Annotated in this window: 17 protein-coding genes; 9 read left to right on the top strand and 8 right to left on the bottom strand. The window is 68.4% G+C overall.

Annotated features, from left to right (window positions below):
* Positions 1 to 50: 50 nt before the first annotated feature.
* Genes pheT through G6N28_RS24540 form a run of 3 tightly spaced genes read right to left on the bottom strand, consistent with a single transcriptional unit; the run spans position 51 to position 4,409 of the window.
* Positions 51 to 2,537, bottom strand: coding sequence for a phenylalanine--tRNA ligase subunit beta (gene pheT / locus G6N28_RS24530; RefSeq protein WP_163904905.1), 2,487 nt, complete (start codon positions 2,535 to 2,537; stop codon positions 51 to 53).
* Positions 2,537 to 3,580, bottom strand: a complete 1,044-nt coding sequence (gene pheS, locus G6N28_RS24535) for a phenylalanine--tRNA ligase subunit alpha (protein ID WP_163904907.1) — start codon at positions 3,578 to 3,580, stop codon at positions 2,537 to 2,539. Before pheS ends, pheT begins: the two co-directional genes overlap by 1 nt.
* Positions 3,581 to 3,608: 28 nt before the next feature.
* Positions 3,609 to 4,409: an adenylate/guanylate cyclase domain-containing protein gene (locus tag G6N28_RS24540; protein WP_235674802.1), complete on the bottom strand. Its 801-nt coding sequence runs from the start codon at positions 4,407 to 4,409 to the stop codon at positions 3,609 to 3,611.
* A gap of 284 nt (positions 4,410 to 4,693) precedes the next feature.
* Here G6N28_RS24540 and G6N28_RS24545 point away from each other — a divergent pair, with 284 nt between their 5' ends.
* A complete protein-coding gene (locus tag G6N28_RS24545; protein ID WP_163906598.1) occupies positions 4,694 to 5,746 on the top strand; it encodes an oxygenase MpaB family protein in 1,053 nt (350 codons plus the stop codon).
* Between the two features lie 4 nt (positions 5,747 to 5,750).
* The gene (locus G6N28_RS24550; protein ID WP_163904911.1) at positions 5,751 to 6,983 is read left to right on the top strand and encodes an acyl-CoA dehydrogenase family protein; all 1,233 of its coding nucleotides are present in this window, start codon (positions 5,751 to 5,753) and stop codon (positions 6,981 to 6,983) included.
* Between the two features lie 71 nt (positions 6,984 to 7,054).
* Here the strand turns inward: G6N28_RS24550 and G6N28_RS24555 are convergent, their stop codons facing one another.
* Genes G6N28_RS24555 through infC form a run of 4 tightly spaced genes read right to left on the bottom strand, consistent with a single transcriptional unit; the run spans position 7,055 to position 9,132 of the window.
* Entirely contained in the window at positions 7,055 to 7,819 is a 765-nt protein-coding gene (locus tag G6N28_RS24555; protein WP_163904914.1) for a TrmH family RNA methyltransferase, read from the bottom strand.
* Positions 7,820 to 7,842: 23 nt separating this feature from the next.
* Entirely contained in the window at positions 7,843 to 8,232 is a 390-nt protein-coding gene (gene rplT / locus G6N28_RS24560; RefSeq protein WP_163904916.1) for a 50S ribosomal protein L20, read from the bottom strand.
* A 45-nt stretch (positions 8,233 to 8,277) separates the two neighbouring features.
* Positions 8,278 to 8,472: a 50S ribosomal protein L35 gene (gene rpmI, locus G6N28_RS24565; RefSeq protein WP_163904918.1), complete on the bottom strand. Its 195-nt coding sequence runs from the start codon at positions 8,470 to 8,472 to the stop codon at positions 8,278 to 8,280.
* Between the two features lie 6 nt (positions 8,473 to 8,478).
* On the bottom strand, positions 8,479 to 9,132 hold the full coding sequence (gene infC, locus G6N28_RS24570) for a translation initiation factor IF-3 (protein WP_163906599.1): 654 nt from the start codon (positions 9,130 to 9,132) through the stop codon (positions 8,479 to 8,481).
* Positions 9,133 to 9,302: 170 nt separating this feature from the next.
* Here infC and G6N28_RS24575 point away from each other — a divergent pair, with 170 nt between their 5' ends.
* Genes G6N28_RS24575 through G6N28_RS24595 form a run of 5 tightly spaced genes read left to right on the top strand, consistent with a single transcriptional unit; the run spans position 9,303 to position 14,934 of the window.
* Entirely contained in the window at positions 9,303 to 9,671 is a 369-nt protein-coding gene (locus tag G6N28_RS24575) for a DUF1844 domain-containing protein (RefSeq protein WP_163904920.1), read from the top strand.
* 45 nt (positions 9,672 to 9,716) lie between these two features.
* Positions 9,717 to 13,028, top strand: coding sequence for a bifunctional lysylphosphatidylglycerol synthetase/lysine--tRNA ligase LysX (gene lysX, locus G6N28_RS24580; protein WP_163904922.1), 3,312 nt, complete (start codon positions 9,717 to 9,719; stop codon positions 13,026 to 13,028).
* A 23-nt stretch (positions 13,029 to 13,051) separates the two neighbouring features.
* The gene (locus G6N28_RS24585; RefSeq protein WP_163904925.1) at positions 13,052 to 13,471 is read left to right on the top strand and encodes a DUF6653 family protein; all 420 of its coding nucleotides are present in this window, start codon (positions 13,052 to 13,054) and stop codon (positions 13,469 to 13,471) included.
* 9 nt (positions 13,472 to 13,480) lie between these two features.
* The gene (locus G6N28_RS24590) at positions 13,481 to 13,732 is read left to right on the top strand and encodes a PspA/IM30 family protein (RefSeq protein WP_163904927.1); all 252 of its coding nucleotides are present in this window, start codon (positions 13,481 to 13,483) and stop codon (positions 13,730 to 13,732) included.
* 44 nt (positions 13,733 to 13,776) lie between these two features.
* A complete protein-coding gene (locus G6N28_RS24595) occupies positions 13,777 to 14,934 on the top strand; it encodes a winged helix DNA-binding domain-containing protein (protein WP_163904929.1) in 1,158 nt (385 codons plus the stop codon).
* A gap of 10 nt (positions 14,935 to 14,944) precedes the next feature.
* On the opposite strand, the gene uvrA is transcribed toward G6N28_RS24595, so the two are convergent.
* Positions 14,945 to 17,848: an excinuclease ABC subunit UvrA gene (gene uvrA / locus G6N28_RS24600; RefSeq protein ID WP_163904931.1), complete on the bottom strand. Its 2,904-nt coding sequence runs from the start codon at positions 17,846 to 17,848 to the stop codon at positions 14,945 to 14,947.
* A gap of 91 nt (positions 17,849 to 17,939) precedes the next feature.
* Here uvrA and G6N28_RS24605 point away from each other — a divergent pair, with 91 nt between their 5' ends.
* Together G6N28_RS24605 and G6N28_RS24610 are read left to right on the top strand one after the other, a co-directional pair.
* The gene (locus tag G6N28_RS24605; protein WP_163904933.1) at positions 17,940 to 18,611 is read left to right on the top strand and encodes an MBL fold metallo-hydrolase; all 672 of its coding nucleotides are present in this window, start codon (positions 17,940 to 17,942) and stop codon (positions 18,609 to 18,611) included.
* Positions 18,612 to 18,726: 115 nt separating this feature from the next.
* Positions 18,727 to 19,611: a fructose bisphosphate aldolase gene (locus G6N28_RS24610; RefSeq protein WP_163904935.1), complete on the top strand. Its 885-nt coding sequence runs from the start codon at positions 18,727 to 18,729 to the stop codon at positions 19,609 to 19,611.
* Positions 19,612 to 19,630: the final 19 nt, after the last annotated feature.

A 19,630-nucleotide genomic window follows, 5' to 3' on the forward strand; every position in this document is an offset into this window, starting at 1 on the left:
TCTGCATGGTTATGCATAGCTATGCAAATTCATTACGTGCGGGCGGGGAATCAGCCCCTGAGCACGGCGCCGACGCGCGCGGCCGCGGCCTGCACGGCCGCCTCGCGCGCGGCGCTGGCCTCGTCCTCGGTCAGGGTACGGTCCGGGGCGCGGAACCGTAGCGCCAAGGTGAGCGACTTGCGGCCCTCGCCGATCTGCGGCCCGGTGTAGACGTCGAACAGCCGCACGTCCTCGACCAGCGGGCCGGCGCCCTCCCGCACGGCGTCGATGACGCTTTGGGCCGTGACCTCGGCGTCGACCACCAGGCTGACGTCCTGGAACACCGCGGGAAACGGTGACACCGACGGCGCGGGCCGGGTCTCGACGATCGGGATGGCGTCCAGGTCGAGCTCGACGGCGCAGGTCCGCTTGGGCAGCCCCGAGCGTTCGAGCACCGCGGGGTGCAACTCGCCCGCGTGCCCGACGACGGTGTCGCCGACCAGGACCTCCGCGCACCGGCTGGGGTGCCACGGCAGGTACTGCGCGGGCCGCAGGACGAAGTCGACCCCGGTGACGCGGCCGATGAGCCGCACCGCCTCGAACGCGTCGCCGGCGTCGGCGGGGCGCCCCGGCCCCCACGGCCCGACCGGTTCGCGCAGCCCGGCCAGCACCGCGGCGACGTGTTGCGGTTGCCGCGGCAGCGAGGCGTCCAGCGCGGCGATCTCCTCGTCGGTGGGGCGTCGATCGGTCGGTATCCGTTCGACCGTGCGGGTCTGGTCGGTGGGCAAGACCACCTGGGCGATCGCGAACAGGGACACGTCGGCGGCGCCGCGCGACACGTTGCGGTGCAGCGCCTCCAGCAGACCCGGCAGCAACGTGGTGGCCAGGTGCGGGCGGTCGGCCTCCAGCGGGTTGAGCACCTCGACCGTGGACCGGCGCTCGTCCTCGGGCGGCAGGCCCCACAGATCGAACACCCCGGCGGGCAGGAACGGGGTCGGAAGGATCTCCACATACCCGTTGAACGCCAACGCCTTTCCGATTGCCCGCCGACGCTTCTGTTCCGCGGTCAACCCCCGCCCGGCCGGGGCCAGCGGCAACACCGACGGAATCTGCTCCAGACCCTCCAGCCGCAGCACCTCCTCGACCAGGTCGGCCGGCTGACGCAGGTCGGGGCGCCAGCTGGGTGGCACGGCGGTGACCTGCCCGTCGGTGACGACGACGTCGGCTCCGATCTGGGTCAGCCGTTTCTCGGTGGTGCCTGGCGCGTACCGGACGCCCGCGGTGCGGTCGGGCAGGTCGACGGGCATGTGCACCGGCGGCAGCGACCAGTCGTCGCGTGGCGGATCCCCGCGCCAGTCGGTCAACGCCGGTTGTGCGGTGCCACCGGCGATGTCGGCCAGCAGCACGGCACAGCGGTCCAGCGCGGCCACCGATATCGCCGGATCCACCGCACGCTCGTAGCGCCGGCCCGCCTCGCTGTAGAGGTGCAGGCGTCGCTGGGTGCGCGACACCGCCGCCGGGTCCCACACCGCGGCTTCGAGCAGGACGTCGGTGGTGGTGTCGCGGACCTCGGTGGTGCCGGCGCCCATCACCCCGCCGATGGCGGCGGTGGCGACATCGTCGACGATCAGCACGTCCCCGGGATCGAGTCGGCGTTCGACGTCGTCGAGCGTGACGACGGTCTCGCCCGGTTTGGCGAACCGCACGGCGAACCCGCCGGTGATCAGGTTGCGGTCGTGGGCGTGCATCGGATGGCCGAGTTCGAGCATCACGTAGTTGGTGACGTCCACGGCGGGCGAGATGGCGCGGATGCCCGACAGCAGCAGCCGGCGCTGCAGCCACCACGGTGACACGGCGGCCGGGTCGATGCCGGTGACCGGGCGCAGGCCGAACCGCAGCACACCGGTGCCCGGTTGCACGGTCACCGGCAGCGCCTCGTGCTCGGCGGGCAGCGCGGGCACGTCGGCGGGGTCGACGAAGTCCAGGTCGTAGGCGTTGGCGATCTCGCGGGCCATCCCGCGCACCGACAGGCAGTAGCCGCGGTCGGGGGTGATGGCCAGGTGGAAGACGACGTCGTCGAGGCCGAGCACGGTGGCGGCCGGTGCCCCCGGTTCGGCGGTGCCCGCGGGCAGCACGAGGATGCCGGAGTGGTCGACGCCGAGGTTGAGCTCGGCGGCCGAACAGATCATGCCGTCGCTGGTGCGTCCGTAGGTCCTGCGGCTGCTGATCGTGAAGTCGCCGGGTAACACTGCGCCAGGCAGCGCCACCACGACCAGGTCGTCGACGACGAAATTGGTTGCGCCGCACACGATATGGCGCGGCTCGGGTTCGCCCACGTCGACCTTGACGGCGCGGATGGGCTTCTTGAACTCGGTGAGTTCCTCGATGTCGGCCACCCGCCCGACGGTCAGCGGCCCGCTGACCGGGCCGACCGGGATGACCTCCTCGATCTCGTGGCCGATGCGGATCAGCGTCTGCTCGAGTTCGGCCGGGCCGACGTCCCAGCCGGGCGCACCGACCGACACCGCGTCGCGCAGCCAGCTGTACGGCAGCCGCATCAGGCCCCGACCCCGAACGGCAGCGAGAACCGGACGTCGCCCTCGACCATGTCGCGCATATCAGGAATTCCGTTGCGGAACTGCAAAGTTCGCTCCAACCCCATGCCGAAGGCGAATCCGGAGTAGACGTAGGGGTCGATGCCGCAGGCGCGCAACACGTTCGGGTTGACCATGCCGCAACCACCCCACTCCACCCAGCCGGGACCGCCCTTTTTGTCCTCGAACCAGATGTCCACCTCGGCGGAGGGCTCGGTGAACGGAAAGAAGTGCGGCCGGAACCTGGTGCGCCCCGCGGGCCCGAACTGCGAGCGCGCGAACGCGTCCAACGTGCCGCGCAGGTGCGCCATCGTCAGGCTCTTGTCCACCGCGAGGCCCTCGACCTGGTGAAAGACCGGGGTGTGGGTGGCGTCGAGCTCGTCGGTGCGAAAGGTGCGCCCGATCGAGATGATGTAGACCGGCAACTCGCGCTCCAGCAGCGTCCGAATCTGCACGGGCGAGGTGTGGGTGCGCAGCACCTGCCGCGACCCTTCCGGGGCGATGTAGAAGGTGTCCTGTTCGCTGCGGGCCGGGTGGTCGATCGGGAAGTTCAGCGCGTCGAAGTTGAACTGCTCGGACTCCACCTCGGGCCCCTCGGCCAGCTCCCAGCCCATCGCGACGAAGGCGTCGGCGACGTGCTCGGCCAGGATCGTGATCGGGTGGCGCGCACCGACCTGCGTGCGGGTCGACGGCAGCGTGACGTCGATGCGCTCGGCGACCAGCACCGCCGCGTCGCGCTCGGCACGCAGCACGGCCAGGCGTGCGTCGTAGGCCCGCTGCACCTCACCGCGGGCCACGTTGACGCGTTTGCCCGCGTCGGCGCGGTCGGTCTTGGGCAGCTTGCCCAGCGACTGGCGGGCCAGGGCGATCGGCGAGCGGTCGCCGAGGTGCTCGGTTTTCGCGTGCGCCAACGCCTCCAGGTCGGCCGCCTGCTCGAACGCGCGCAGGGCCGCGCCGACGACCCCGGTCAGCGCTTCTTCAGACAGGTCTATGGGCTGATCAGCCACCCGGCGATCATAGGCGACGCCGGAATCGCTAGATCCCGGCGTGGCGCTTTCGCAGCCGGTACATGTCCAGATCGGCGGGCACCCCGTCCTGCTTGGCGGTGAACACCGGCCTGCGAAGGCGTTTGGCCTGCAGGCCCAGCGACTCGACGTCCTCCTCGGAGACGCGGTCCAGGGTGGCCTGCGACACCACCAACTCCCCCCTGGTGGCGCGCTCCATGACACGTGCGGCGATGTTGACGTCGACGCCCAGCCAGTCCGACCCGATCCGCTGTGGATGTCCGGTGTGCACACCGACCCGCATTCGCGGTGTGTAGCCGTCCACCTCAACGGTTTTCACGGCATCCCGGGCGGTGATCACGGCTCGAAGCGCGGTCGTGGGGTCGGTGAACACCGCCATGATGCCGTCGCCCATGCGTTTGACGATGTGCCCGCCCGCCTCGAGCAGCGGCGGCTCGACGACCTGTGACACCCGCCGCAGCAGGGCGAGCGTGGCGTCGTCACCGGCGGTCAGGGACCAGGACGAGAACCCGACCAGGTCGGTGAAGACCAGCGTGGCCTCCCGGTTGGCGGGTCTACCCGAAACACGCTCGGTCAGCGCCTGCCAGACCTGCAGCGCCCCGAGGCTGATCTCGCGGGTGACCGCGTCGCGCTCCAGGAGCCGGTCGGCGGCGCGCGCGGCGGCGCGTGGGCCGCCGTCACCGGCCGTCGACAGCGGGTCGCCGAACTCGGGATCACCCGGCAGCGCGCGCCGGGTGCGCCGCAGCAGGGCCACGACGCTCGGATGGTGGTTGGTGGCCGTTAGCCAGCCCCACGGGTTGCCCGTGCGCAGTGCGGTGAGCGGACTCGCGGGCTTCTGTGCGAGTTCGCCGCTGCCGTCGGCTCGGTCGTCGAACGCCTCGCCATCCACGTCGCCAGCCTAGGCGCGGCTGCGGGCGCCGAGCAATTTCGGGTCCCGGCTGCCCCGATCGGCAACCGCGCTGATCACGCGGGTGTGGCGCGTCAGTTGCCGGTGGATAACACCTGGGGTCGACGCGCCCGCAAATCGTAGACAACACCCGTTGTCAACATTATCGTGAGGGTGCAACCGTGGGTACTGGACTCAGCGAGGACGCGATGACTCCGACGACAACCACCACGAAGAATGCGGCGGCGGCGGCGAACCCCCTCGGACCCGATTCGCTGACGTGGAAGTACTTCGGTGACCTACGCACGGGCATGCTCGGCGTGTGGATCGGCGCGATCCAGAACATGTACCCGGAACTCGGCGCCGGTGTCGAGGACCATTCCATCCTGCTGCGTGAGCCGCTTCAGCGGGTGGCCCGCTCGGTGTATCCGATCATGGGCGTCGTCTACGACGGCGAGCGCGCCGCCCAGACCGGCGAGCAGATCAAGAGCTACCACCACTCCATCAAGGGCGTCGACACCAAGGGCCGCCGCTACCACGCGCTGAACCCCGAGACGTTCTACTGGGCCCACGCGACGTTCTTCATGCTCATCATCAAGACCGCGGAGTACTTCTGTGGCGGGCTGACCGAGGCCGAGAAACGCCAGCTGTTCGACGAACACGTGCAGTGGTACCGGATGTACGGGATGAGCATGCGGCCGGTGCCCGAGACGTGGGAGGACTTCCAGGTGTACTGGGACACCAAGTGCCGCGAGGAGCTCGAGATCAACCGCGCCACCATGGACATCTTCGAGATTCGCATCCCCAAGCCGTGGTTCGTGCTGATGCCGACGCCGGTGTGGGATCAGCTCTTCAAACCGATGGTCGGCGCGCAGCGGTGGATCGCGGCCGGGCTGTTCGACGAGGCGCTGCGAGAGAAGGCCGGGATGCGCTGGACCCCCGGCGACGAGGTGCTGCTGCGACTGTTCGGCAAGTTCGTGGAGTTCGCGTTCCTGGCGGTGCCCGACGAGATCCGGCTTCACCCGCGGGCGCTGACCGCCTACCGTCGCGCCCAGGGCAAGCTGCCCGCCGACGCCCCGCTGGTCGAGGCGCCCGGGTTCATGGCGCCGCCGCGGGACCGCCGCGGCCTGCCGATGCATTACGTGCCGCAGCGCAAGTCGCTGCTGGACCGGGCCGGCTCGCTGGTGCACACGACGTTTTCGCTGACCGGGCTGCGTCGACCGGCCCGGGGTCGGGGCGAGAAGTCGGGTAAGGCAGCATGACTGCATGCTCGAATGGTCTGATGTCGATCTCGCCGTCCGCGACGCCGTCCGCGACTTCGTAGACAAGGAGATTCGCCCGCACGTCGACGCGCTGGAAAGCGGCGAGATGGAGCCCTATCCGGTCATCCGCAAGCTGTTCGCGACGTTCGGCATCGCCGACATGGCCCGCGAGTCGCTCAACAAGCGGCTGGCCCGGCTGCGAGAAGGCGGCGAGTCGTCCGGCCAGTCCTCCGGCGGCAGCATGTTCGGCGGCTCCGGCGGGATGGGCTTCATCGTGGTCAGCGAGTTGTGCCGGGTGTGCATGGGCGTGGTCACCGGGATGGGGGTCAGCCTGGGCCTGACGGTGCCGACGATCATGAGCCGCGGCACCCTGGCCCAGCAGGAACGCTGGCTGCCCGAGCTGGTCACCTACGAGAAGGTGGGCGCCTGGGCGATCACCGAACCCGACTCGGGTTCGGACGCGTTCGGCGGCATGAAGTCCTATGTCACCCGCGACGGCGACGACTACATCCTCAACGGGCAGAAGACCTTCATCACCAACGGGCCCGACGCCGACGTGGTGGTGGTGTACGCCAAGCTCGACGAACCCGGGGTCGACAAGCGCGACCGCAAGGTGCTGACCTTCGTGCTCGACCGCGGCATGGAGGGCTTTGTGCAGTCAAAGCCGTTCCGCAAGATGGGTATTCACTCGTCACGCACCGGCGAGTTGTTCTTCAACAACGTCCGGCTCGGCCGGGACCGGCTGCTCGGCGAGACCGAGGACCACACGTCGGGCGACGGCCGGGCCAGCGCGCGGTCGAGTTTCTCCGCCGAGCGCATCGGCGTGGCCGCGATGGCGCTGGGGGTCATCGAGGAATGCCTACGGCTGTGCGTCGACTACGCCAAGAACCGCAAGCTGTGGGGTCAGGAGATCGCCCAGTTCCAGCTGATCCAGCTCAAGCTGGCCAACATGGAAGTCGCGCGAATGAACGTGCGCAACATGCTGTTCCGGGTTATCGAAGCAGCCGAGAAGGATTATCAGATCTCGCTGTCGGAAGCCTCGGCGATCAAGTGGTACTGCTCACAGGCGGCCACCGATGTCGCGATGGATGCCGTGCAGTTGTTCGGCGGCAACGGGTACATGACCGAGTACCGGGTCGAACAACTCGCCCGCGACGCCAAGTCCCTGATGATCTACGCGGGCAGCAACGAGGTGCAGATCACCCAGGTGGCCAGGGGTTTGCTCAGCGACGGCTGATTTCTCACCGCCGAGCAGACGTGAAAACCCCCGAAACCACCTCGAAATAGGGGTTTTCGCGTCTGTTCGCGCTAGAAGTGATGGGCGCGGGCGCTGGAATACAGACAGATCGCCGCGGCCGAGGCCACGTTGAGGCTCTCGGCGTTGCCCGCCATCGGAATGTGCACCCGGTGGGTGGCGGCGGCCGCCACCTCGGCGGGCAGACCGTGCGCCTCGGGGCCGAACAGCCATGCCGTCGGCTGCGGAAGGCCGGCCTGCAAATCGGGGTCTTCGAGCGACACCTCGCCGTCGAGCGTGGTCGCCAGCACCTGCAATCCGGCCGCACGCAGCGATTTCACCACCGCTTCCGCGTCGGCGTGGGCGATGACCGGAAGCGAGAAGATGCTGCCTGCCGAGGCGCGCAGGCACTTGCCGTTGTACGGGTCGACGCTGTTGGCGGTCAGCACGACCGCGTCGGCGCCCATCGCATCGGCCACCCGGATCAGCGTCCCCGCGTTGCCGGGTTCGGAGATCCCCACCGCGACCGCGACCAGCTTCGGCGCGCCGAGCACCTCATCGAGCGTGGTCTGCGGCATCTCGCACACCGCCACCAGGCCTACCGGGGTGACGGTGTCCGACAACGCTTTCGCGGCGCGCTCGGTCACCACATGCACGGGCACGTCGGGTGGCCTGCCGGCGAGCGCAGCGCCGAAGCGGTCCATCGCGGTTCGGGTGGCGAACACCTCTATCACGAGCCCGCGCCGCAACGCCGCCTCGACGAGGTTGGGTCCCTCAGCGAGGAAACGCGCGGCGCGTCGTCGTGTGACCTGGCGGTGCAGCTTGACCGCCGCCGTCACTCGGGCGGAGCGCTCGGTGAGTGTCAGGCCGCCTCTCCGGAGGGCGCGTTGACGTCAGCGGGCAGCGCCCCCTTGGCGACCTCCACCAAGGCGGTGAAGGCGGCCGGATCGCTGACGGCGATCTCCGCGAGGTTCTTGCGGTCCACCTCGACCCCGGCGGCCTTGAGCCCCTGGATCAGCCGGTTGTAGGTGATGTCGTTGGCGCGCGCGGCGGCGTTGATCCGCGAGATCCACAGCTTGCGGAACTCGCCCTTGCGGGCACGCCGGTCACGATAGGCGTAGTTCAGCGAATGCAGCTGCTGCTCTTTGGCTTTGCGGTACAACCGCGAGCGCTGACCGCGATAACCCTTGGATGCCTTGAGGATGCTGCGCCGCTTCTTGTGAGCGTTGACTGCGCGCTTTACGCGTGCCATGAGAGTGTTCCTATTCGTTCAGGACGTACTGGTGTCGGGCCTGGGTCAGCCGTTGAGCATCTTCTTGATGCGGCTCTTGTCGTTCGCGGACACCTCGGTGCGGCCTGCCAGCCGGCGAGTGCGCGTAGACGGCTTGTGCTCGAGCAGATGTCGACGATTGGCCTTCTGGCGCACGATCTTTCCGGTTCCGGTGCGACGGAACCGCTTCGAAGCGCCGCTGTGGGTCTTCGCCTTGGGCATGTGTCCTCAGTTCTTTCGTTGCTCTGTGGGTGCTTCACCGCTTTGGGCGCTCACGCGCTGCGCGGGCGGTGCGTCCGCATCATGTGCCGCCTTGGCGCGAGTCTTCGCGCCGCGGTGCGGAGCCAGCACCATCGTCATGTTGCGTCCGTCCTGCTTGGCCGCCGTCTCGACATAGCCGTAATCGGCCACGTCCGCGCCAAGCCGCTGCAACAGCCGATAGCCCAGTTCGGGCCGCGACTGCTCACGTCCGCGGAACATGATCGTCACCTTCACCTTCGACCCCGCCTCCAAGAAGCGGATTACATGCCCCTTCTTGGTCTCGTAGTCGTGGTCGTCGATCTTGGGACGAAGCTTCTGTTCCTTGACGACGGTCTGCTGCTGGTTCTTGCGAGACTCGCGCGCCTTCTGGGCCGTCTCGTACTTGTACTTGCCGTAGTCCATGATCTTGCAGACCGGAGGCCTGGCGTTCGGGGCAACTTCGACAAGGTCGAGATCGGCGTCCGCGGCGACGCGGAGGGCGTCTTCGATGCGCACAATGCCTACTTGTTCTCCGCCTGGTCCGATCAGACGGACTTCAGGTACTCGAATGCGCTCGTTGACGCGGGTCTCAGTGCTGATGGGCCCTCCTATGTTGTCCTCAAGGAGACCCCAACCCGCCAGCGAAAAAGCCCTGCTCGAAGCAGGGCCCAATGCCGACCAGAACAGGCGTCGATGAACGCCTGACCGGACCGTTGAACCGTCGGGCGGCGCCCGAGGCAAACGGTGGGAGCGGGACTCCACTTGCTGTCCTGGCGTGTGCCGGGACGGTCGCGTATGCCAGTCTAGCAGGGATGACCGAGGTTCCTGACACTCCACCACAGGCCACCGCAGACGCTACCCCGGTGCGGGAGCTGGCCGACATCCCCGCAGTGGAGGTGATCACCCGGTCGGCGGTCATGCTGATGAGCGCCGCGGCCGAAAAGCTCGGCCTGTCCGCCGACGATCCTCACGACAGCCCGCACCGCGACCTCGACGAGGCCCGTCGGCTGATCACCGCGCTGGCGGGGCTGGTCACCGCCTCGGCGGAGTATCTCGGGCCGCACGCGGGGCCGGTCCGCGACGGGCTCAAGACGCTGCAGTTGGCGTTCCGCGAATCCAGCGCCGCACCCGAGGAACCCGGGCACGGTCCTGGCGAGAAATACACCGGCCCGGTCTGGTAGCGAGTCGCCCGAAATTTCCAGGTCGAGCGAATAGTCTCGCGGCCTATGACGGTCGCTAGCCCCACCTCCGCCGCGCGCTCGACCTCGAGGTATCGGTGGGTGCCCGCCGCGGCGGGCTGGACGATCGGTGTGATCGCCACGCTCTCGCTGATCGCCAGCGTGTCCCCCGGTTTCCGGGCGCTGATCAGGGTGCCGCGCGAGTTCGTCAACGAGTACATCTTCAACTTCCCCGACACCAGCTTCGCCTGGGCGTTCGTGCTGGCGCTGCTCGCCGCGGCGCTGGCCGCCCGCAAACGCGTCGCCTGGTGGATTCTGGTCGGCTACCTGGTCGCCGCGATCGGCTGGAACGTCGGCGACCTGATCGCCGGCGACGAGACGGTGATGGAGGAGATCGGCGAGGTCATCGGGCTGGTCTTCCACGTCGCCGCGATCCTGTTCCTGGTGCTGGCCCGGCACGAATTCTGGGCGAAGGTGCGGCGGGGTGCGCTGCTGAAGGCCGCCGCCACCCTGATCGCGGGCATGGCGATCGGCACGCTCGTCGGGTGGGGGCTGCTGCAGCTGTTCCCGGGATCGTTGGCCCGCGACGACCGGTTCTGGTACGCGCTGAACCGGGTGGGCGCGTTCGCAGGCGCGGACGCCTCGACCTTCACCGGACATCCGCACGCGTTCGTCGATGCACTGCTCGGCTTGTTCGGTGCGCTGGCGTTGATGGCGGCGGCCATCGTGCTGTTTCAGTCGCAGCGCGCCGAGAACGCGCTCACCGGGGAGGACGAGTCGGCGATCCGCGGGCTGCTCGAACTGTTCGGCAAGAACGACTCGCTGGGTTACTTCGCCACCCGCCGCGACAAGGCCGTCGTCTTCGCGCCGAACGGCCGCGCCGCCATCACCTACCGCGTCGAGGTCGGCGTCTGCCTGGCCAGCGGGGACCCGGTCGGCGATCCCAAGGCGTGGCCCGCCGCGATCGCCGCGTGGCGCCAACTGTGCGAAACCTACGGCTGGGCACCCGGGGTGATGGGGGCCAGTTCCGCTGGGGCCGAGGCGTTCCGCGCGGCCGGCCTCAACGCGCTGCAGCTCGGCGACGAAGCCGTCCTGCATCCCGACGACTTCCGGCTCTCCGGCCCCGACATGCGGGCCGTGCGGCAGGCCGTGACCCGGGCGCGACGGGCCGGGGTCGGCGTGCGGATCCGACGGCACCGCGACATCGACGCCGACGAGATGGCTCAGGTGATCGAGCGCGCCGACGCCTGGCGCGACACCGACGACGAACGCGGCTTCTCGATGGCGCTGGGCCGGCTCGGCGACCCGGCCGACGGCGACTGCCTGCTGGTGGAGGCGGTGCAGAACGACGACCACGTCGTCGCGATGCTGTCGTTGGTGCCGTGGGGTACCAACGGGGTCTCGCTGGATCTGATGCGCCGCTCCCCCCAACTGCCCAACGGCACCGTCGAGCTTATGGTCAGCGAACTGTGCATGCAGGCCGAAACCTTCGGCATAACCCGCATTTCGCTGAACTTCGCGATGTTCCGGTCGGCGTTCGAACAGGGGGCGCAGCTGGGCGCCGGACCGGTCGCGCGGCTGTGGCGCTGGCTGCTGGTGTTCTTCTCGCGGTGGTGGCAGCTCGAGACCCTGTACCGGTCGAACATGAAGTACCGACCGCAATGGGTGCCGCGGTATGCCTGCTACGAGGACGCCCGCCTGGTGCCGCGTGTCGGCGTCGCCTCGGTGATCGCCGAAGGCTTTCTGGTGCTGCCGTTCTCGCGCCGCCACGACCAACCGCACACCGGTCACCACACCGCAGCCCCGCAGAGCCTGGTCGCATCCGGGCTGCTGCACGGCGACGGCAGCGCCGCCGACCTCGACGACCTGCAGACCGACCTGGTCGAGAACGAAGACCAGCCGCGGCTGCCCGAACAGGTCCGGGTCCGGATGTCCAAGCTAAAGGCGCTGCAGGACAACGGGATCGACCCGTATCCGGTCGGTCAGCCGCCCAGCCGCACCGTCGCCTCGGCGCTGCAGGGCGATGACGATACCGCGGTGACCGTCGCAGGCCGGGTGCTGCGCATCCGCGACTACGGTGGTGTGCTGTTCGCCCAGCTGCGCGACTGGTCCGCCGAAGTTCAACTCCTACTGGATAATTCACTGCTGGAGGCCGGTACGACGGCCGACTTCACCCGCACCATCGATCTGGGTGACCTCATCGCAGTGTCCGGGACGATGGGCTACAGCAGGAAGGGCACCCGGTCGCTGCTCGTGCACGGCTGGCGGCTGATCGGCAAGTGCCTGCGACCGCTGCCCGACAAATGGAAGGGGCTGACCGACCAGGAGGCCAGGGTGCGGGCGCGCTATGTCGACCTGGCGATCAACAACGAGTCCCGCGACCTGATCCGGGCCCGCAGCGCCGTCCTGCACGCCATTCGCGAAACCTTGGTGGCCAAAGGGTTTTTGGAGGTCGAGACGCCGATCCTGCAGCAGATCCACGGCGGCGCCAACGCGCGGCCGTTCGCCACCCACATCAACGCCTACGACCTGGATCTGTACTTGCGCATCGCCCCGGAGCTCTACCTCAAGAGGTTGTGCGTGGGAGGTGTCGAGCGGGTCTTCGAGTTGGGCCGGGCGTTCCGCAACGAGGGGGTCGACTTCAGCCACAACCCCGAGTTCACCCTGCTGGAGGCGTACCAAGCGCACGCGGACTACAACGTCTGGGTCGACGGGTGCCGCGAGCTCATCCAGAACGCGGCGCAGGCGGCCAACGGTGCGCACGTGTTCCTGCGTCCGCGCGACGACGGGACGCTGGAACCGGTCGACATCGCCGGCCAGTGGACGGTCAAGACCGTGCACGAGGCGGTGTCAGAAGCCCTCGGCGAACACATCGGACCCGACACCGACCTGGCGACCCTGCGGAAGCTGTGCGACGCCGCCGACATCCCTTACCTGACGCACTGGGACACCGGTGCCGTCGTGCTGGAGCTCTACGAGCGCCTCGTCGAGGACCGCACCCAAGAGCCCACGTTCTACAAGGACTTTCCGACGTCGGTATCGCCGCTGACCCGGCCGCATCGCAGCATCGCCGGCGTCGCCGAACGGTGGGATCTGGTGGCCTGGGGCGTCGAATTGGGCACCGCCTACAGCGAATTGACCGATCCGGTCGAGCAGCGTCGACGGCTGCAGGCGCAGTCACTGCTGGCGGCGGGCGGCGACCCGGAGGCGATGGAGCTCGACGAAGACTTCCTGCAGGCCATGGAGTACGCCATGCCGCCGACGGGTGGGCTGGGCATGGGGGTCGACCGCGTCGTCATGCTCATCACCGGCCGCAGCATCCGCGAGACGCTGCCGTTTCCGTTGGCCAAACCGCGATGACGGCACGCTCCCGACTGGCACGAATGAGGCGGGCCGTCTTCGCCCGCCACGCCAACCCCTGGAGCGCGTGGAGCCGGTGGGCGACCACCCCGCTGGTCCTGGTACCGGCCTGGACCCGCAGCTGGCGCCACGCCGCTCCGATCGCGGTCTGGTTCGCGCTGAACCCCGTCATCTCCGCGCCGCCCGCCGACGAACAGGCATGGGCGACGCGCGCGATGCTCGGCGAGGAACTGTGGATCGTCGACCGGCCGCGCGACGCGGCGCGAGTGGTCAACGCCGCGGCATCGCTTGCCGCGGTGGCCGCACTGGTGGCCGCCTGGCGTCGCCGCGCCTGGCCCGCCACGGCCGGAGTCATCACCCAGATGGCGTTGACCCTCGTGTACTGGCAGTTGATGGCGCAGTACTTCGATCGACACCGACACCGATCGGCCCGGCAGGGGTAGTTTGGCGGCATGCCGGAGGAGAACCAACCGGGACCCGTGGAGCCGGAAGAGACCGGCTACACCGAGAGCGGCGTGCCGACCTTCGAGTCGGTGCGCGAGAAGATCGAGACCCGTTACGGCACCGCGGTCGGCGCGTCCGAGCTGGCCGCCGAAACCCCGGAGGGCCGCAGCGTCGAGGAGCAGTTCGAGAAGCGTCAACGCGCCGCCGCCGAGCGGCTGGCCGCGATCCGCGAGTCGATGAACGACGACGACGCGCAATAACCGATATCGAGCTTGTCGGACCGTCCCGGTACGGTGCGCAGGCGATGCGGACATTCACGGTTGCCGAGCGCCGGGCCCGGCTGGCGCGACGCCACTTTCTTCACATACCAGCGGAATCCGCCGAGGCGGTGGCGGGACGCGTCCTCGGCCTGCATGCCACCGATCCGGCGACGCCCTACCTGTCGTTGTGGGCGCGGGTGCCCGGCATCGCGGTGGCCGACGTGGACGCCGCGCTCTATGACCGTCGTTCGTTGGTCAAGCAGCTGGCGATGCGCCGGACACTGTGGGCGGTGCGGGCCGCCGACCTTTCGCTGATCCAGTCCGCGGCCAGTGACCGCGTCGCCGACAACGAAGCGCGCCGGCTCATCGCCGACGCCGTCAAGGCGGGCCTGTGCACCGACGGTGACGCCTGGCTCGACGCCGCCCGGTCGGCGGTGCTGCGACACCTCGGCGAGCACGGGCCGACCACCGCGCGGGACCTCCGCACCGCCCTACCCGAGTTGACCGGCAGCTACGATCCCGCGCCGGGTAAACGGTGGGGCGGTGAAACCCCCTTGGCGCCAAGGATATTGACGGTGCTGGCCGCGCGCGGGCACATCATGCGCGGGCCGAACGAGGGCAAGTGGACGGCGTCGCGTCCGCGTTGGGTGGCGGCGGCGCACTGGGTGAACGCCGATCAGGCCGTGGACTCCGAAGCAGCTCGCGTGGAGCTGGTGGGCAGATGGCTGCGCAGCTTCGGCCCGGGCACCGTCACCGATATCAAGTGGTGGTTCGGCAACACACTGACCTGGGTCCGGCAGGCGTTGCGTGAGCTCGACGCCGTCGAGGTCGACCTCGACGGCACCCCGGGCTATGTGCTGCCCGACGACCTTGAGGCCGAACCCGATCCCGAACCGTGGTGCGCGCTGCTGCCCGGGCTGGACCTCACGACGATGGGCTGGTCCGACCGCGACTGGTACCTGGGCGCACATCGCAACCAGATATTCGACAGGAACGGCAACGGCGGGCCCACCGCCTGGTGTGACGGCCGGATCGTCGGTGGCTGGGTTCAGGACGACGACGGCAGGGTCGAGGTGCGGCTTCTCGAAGACGTCGGCCGTGCGGCCCACAAGGCGCTGCAACAGCGTGCGGACGAGTTGACCGAGTGGCTCGACGGCGTACGGGTCAACCCGCGCTTTCCGTCCCCGATGTCGAGGAACTAGCGCCGGCCGGTCAGGCGCTGACCCGGCTGCGCTTGCGCTTCTGCGGCGCCGGCCGTCGCACCCCAAGGCATTCGGCCAGAAAGTGCCCGGTGTAGCTGTCCGGATTGGCGGCGACGTCCTCGGGTGAGCCGGTGGCCACCACCGTGCCGCCGCCGGCACCGCCCTCGGGACCCATGTCGACGATCCAGTCGGAGGTCTTGATCACGTCGAGGTTGTGCTCGATGACGATCACCGTGTTGCCCTTGTCGACCAGCCCGTTGATCACCTTGAGCAGCTTGCGAATGTCCTCGAAGTGCAGGCCGGTCGTCGGCTCGTCGAGGATGTACACCGTGCGGCCCGTCGACCTCTTCTGCAACTCCGAGGCCAGCTTGACGCGCTGGGCCTCGCCGCCCGACAACGTCGGCGCCGGCTGCCCCAGCCGCACGTAACCGAGGCCGACGTCGACCAGCGTCTGCAGGTACCGGTGAATCGAGGTGATCGGCTTGAAGAACTCGGCCGCGTCCTCGATGGACATGTCGAGCACCTCGGCGATGGTCTTGCCCTTGTAGTGCACCTCGAGCGTCTCGCGGTTGTAGCGCGCGCCGTGGCACACCTCGCACGGCACGTACACGTCGGGCAGGAAGTTCATCTCGATCTTGATCGTGCCGTCGCCCGAACACGCCTCGCAGCGACCGCCTTTGACGTTGAACGAGAACCGGCCCGGCTTATAGCCGCGCACCTTGGCCTCCGTGGTGGCCGCGAACAGGGTGCGGATCTTGTCGAACACCCCGGTGTAGGTCGCCGGGTTGGACCGCGGTGTGCGCCCGATCGGGGACTGGTCGACGCGGACCAGCTTGTCGACCTTGTCCAGGCCGGTCACCCGCGTGTGCCTGCCGGGCACCTGTCGGGCCCCGTTGAGCTTGTTGGCCAGCACCGACGCCAGGATGTCGTTGACCAGTGTCGACTTGCCGGAACCCGAGACGCCGGTGACCGAGGTCAGCACGCCGAGCGGAAACGCCACGTCGATGTCGCGCAGGTTGTGTTCGCGCGCCCCGACCACGGTGAGCTGACGCTTCTTGTCGACCGGGCGCCGGATCGCCGGCACCTCGATCTCCTCCTTGCCCGAAAGGTAAGCGCCCGTGAGTGATTCGGGGTTCTTCACCAGGTCCTCGTACGGGCCGCTGTGGACGATCTGACCGCCGTGTTCCCCGGCCGCCGGCCCGATGTCGACCACCCAGTCGGCGTGGGCGATGGTGTCGAGGTCGTGTTCGACGACGATCAGCGTGTTGCCCAGATCCCGCAATCGGATCAGGGTGTCGATCAGCCTGCGGTTGTCGCGCTGGTGCAGTCCGATCGACGGCTCGTCGAGCACATACAGCACGCCGACCAGACCGGAACCGATCTGGGTGGCCAGCCGGATCCGTTGCGCCTCACCGCCGGAGAGCGTGGCCGCGGCCCGCGACAGGGACAGATAATCCAGTCCCACGTCGAGCAGGAACCCGAGCCGAGACTGGATCTCCTTGAGCACCTGGCCCGCGATGGCCTGCTCGCGGGGACCGAGCGTCAACGCGTTGAGGAACTCGGCGCATTCCGCGATCGACAGTTCGGCGACCTCGGCGATGGACTTCTCGCCGAACTCCCCCGCCGCCATGGTGACCGCGAGGATCTCCGGCTTGAGCCGGGTGCCCTGGCATTCCGGGCAGGGCACGTCGCGCATGAAACCCTCGTAGCGTTCCTTCATCAGCTCGGAGTCGGTCTGCTCCATGCGCCGATGCAGAAACGCCATCACGCCTTCGAAATCGGCATAGTACGAACGGGTTCGGCCGTAGCGGTTCTTGTACCGCACGTGTACCTGCTCGTCGCAGCCTTCTAGGATCGCCTTGCGCGCCTTGGCGGGCAGCTTCTTCCACGGGGTGTCGACGTCGAACCCGAGCGCGTCGCCGAGACCGGCGAGCATCCGGGTGAAGTAGTCGGCGGTCTGCCCCATCGACCACGGCGCGATGGCGCCCTCGGCCAGCGTGAGCTCCGGATCCGGGACGACGAGATCGGGGTCGACCTCTTTGCGGATGCCCAGCCCCGTGCACTCCGGGCAGGCGCCGTAGGGCGAGTTGAACGAGAACGACCGCGGTTCGAGGTCGTCGACGGTCAGCGGGTGGCCGTTGGGGCACGCCAGCTTCTCGGAGAACCGCTGCTCGCGGTGCGGATGGTCGTCGTCGCGGTCGACGAAGTCGAGCACCACGATGCCGTCGGCCAGGTTCAGCGCCGTCTCCACCGAATCGGTCAGCCGCTGCTTGGCCGAGGCCTTGACGGTGAGGCGGTCGACGACCACCTCGATGTCGTGTTTCTCCTGTTTTTTGAGCTTCGGCGGGTCGGTCAGCGAATGCACAACGCCGTCGACGCGCACCCGGCTGTAGCCCTGGGAGTTGAGCTTGTCGAACAGGTCGACGAACTCGCCCTTGCGGGTGCGCACCACGGGGGCGAGCACCTGAAAGCGCAGGCCCTCGTCCATGGCGAGCACCTGGTCGACAATCTGTTGCGGGGTCTGCCGGGCGATGCGCGCACCGCACACCGGGCAGTGTGCGGTGCCCGCGCGGGCGTAGAGCAGCCGCAGGTAGTCATAGACCTCGGTGATGGTGCCGACCGTCGAGCGGGGGTTGCGGTTGGTCGACTTCTGGTCGATGGACACCGCAGGCGAAAGGCCTTCGATGAAGTCGACGTCGGGTTTGTCCATCTGGCCCAGGAACTGGCGCGCATACGCCGACAGCGACTCGACGTAGCGGCGCTGGCCCTCGGCGAAGATCGTGTCGAATGCCAGCGACGACTTCCCCGACCCGGACAGCCCGGTGAACACGATCAGAGCATCGCGTGGCAAATCAAGATCGACACTTCGCAGGTTGTGTTCGCGCGCGCCCTTGACGATCAGGCGGTCATCCACGCCCGTTATCTTTCAATGCCACAGTCCTCCCGGAGAAATCGTTCACGCCCATGCTATGTGCCGGCACCGACAACCCCGATACCGTGGCGTCATGACCGTCGTCGATGACAACTACACCGGCCATGTCGAACCCCAGACCGCGGCCCGGCGCACGCTGCCGGGTGCGTCGATCATCAAGGTTTCGGTGGGCCCCATGGACAACAACGCCTACTTGGTGACGTGTTCGGAGACCGGCGAGACCCTGCTGATCGACGCGGCCAACGACCCCGAGATCCTGCTCGAACTCATCGAGAAGCATGCCCCCAAGCTGTCGCTGATCGTCACCAGCCACCAGCACTTCGACCACTGGCAGGCCCTCGAAGCGGTGGCCAAGGTCACCAAGGCGCCGACCGCCGCCCATCACCTCGACGTGGAGCCGCTGCCGGTCAAGCCGGACCGCATCCTCGAGCACGGCGACACGGTCCAGATCGGCGACCTGAAGTTCGACGTCATCCACCTGCAGGGCCACACCCCCGGCTCGGTGGCGCTGGCGCTGGAGGGCGCCGATGAGGCCACCCACCTGTTCACCGGCGACTGCCTGTTTCCCGGCGGGGTCGGCAAGACCTGGCAGGAAGGCGATTTCGAGAAGTTGCTCGACCATGTCACCACCCGGGTGTTCGACGTCTACGGCGATTCGACGGTGGTCTATCCGGGCCACGGCGACGACACCACGCTGGGAACCGAGCGCCCACACTTGGGCGAATGGCGCGAGCGTGGCTGGTGACCTGCGCTGCCATCCTGTGGGCCGGGACCATGCGAGCGCGGCGTTGGCCTAGGCTGATGCCACACGACCCAGCGAAATTCGCGATGGCGATCGCGACAGTTGCGAGGAGACACGGATGAAAACCGCACAGTTGGAAAAGGCGCGCAGCGGCGCCGGATTCATCGCTGCGCTCGACCAGAGCGGCGGCAGCACCCCCAAGGCGCTCAAGCTGTACGGCATTCCCGAGGACGCCTACTCCGGCGAAGACGAGATGTTCGACCTGGTGCACCAGATGCGCACCCGCATCATCACCAGCCCCGCCTTCGACGGTGACCGCATCATGGGCGCGATCCTCTTCGAGAAGACGATGGACCGCGACGTCGAGGGCCGCCCGACCGCGGACTACCTGTGGAACGTCAAGAACATCGTGCCGTTCCTCAAGATCGACAAGGGCCTGGCCGAGGAGAAGGACGGCGCGCAGCTGATGAAGCCGATGCCCGGCCTCGACGAACTGCTGGACCGTGCCGTCGAGAACGGCATCTTCGGCACCAAGGAGCGCTCGGTCGTCAAGCTGCCCGGCGCGGGCCTGGACGCCGTGGTGGCGCAGCAGTTCGAGGTCGGCCAGCAGGTGTTGGCCAAGGGCCTGGTCCCGATCCTCGAACCCGAGGTCGACATCCACAGCCCCCGCAAGGCCGAAGCCGAGGAGCAGCTCAACGCCGCACTGCTCGACGGCGTCAACAAGCTCGGGGACGACCAGAAGATCATGCTCAAGTTGACGCTGCCCGAGGTCGACAACCTGTACAAGCAGCTCGTTGACCACCCGAAGGTGCTGCGCGTGGTGGCGCTGTCCGGCGGCTACAGCCGCGAGGTGGCCAACGAGAAGCTGGCCCGCAACAACGGCGTCATCGCGAGCTTCTCGCGGGCGCTGACGGAGGGCTTGAGCGCTCAGCAGAGCGACGAGGAGTTCAACGCCGTCCTCGATCAGGCGATCGCCAGCATCGCCAAGGCCTCCGCGACCTGAGTTCGGTTCGGGGCGTCGC

The organism is Mycolicibacterium pulveris, from assembly GCF_010725725.1.
Classification (GTDB): Bacteria; Actinomycetota; Actinomycetes; order Mycobacteriales; family Mycobacteriaceae; genus Mycobacterium; species Mycobacterium pulveris.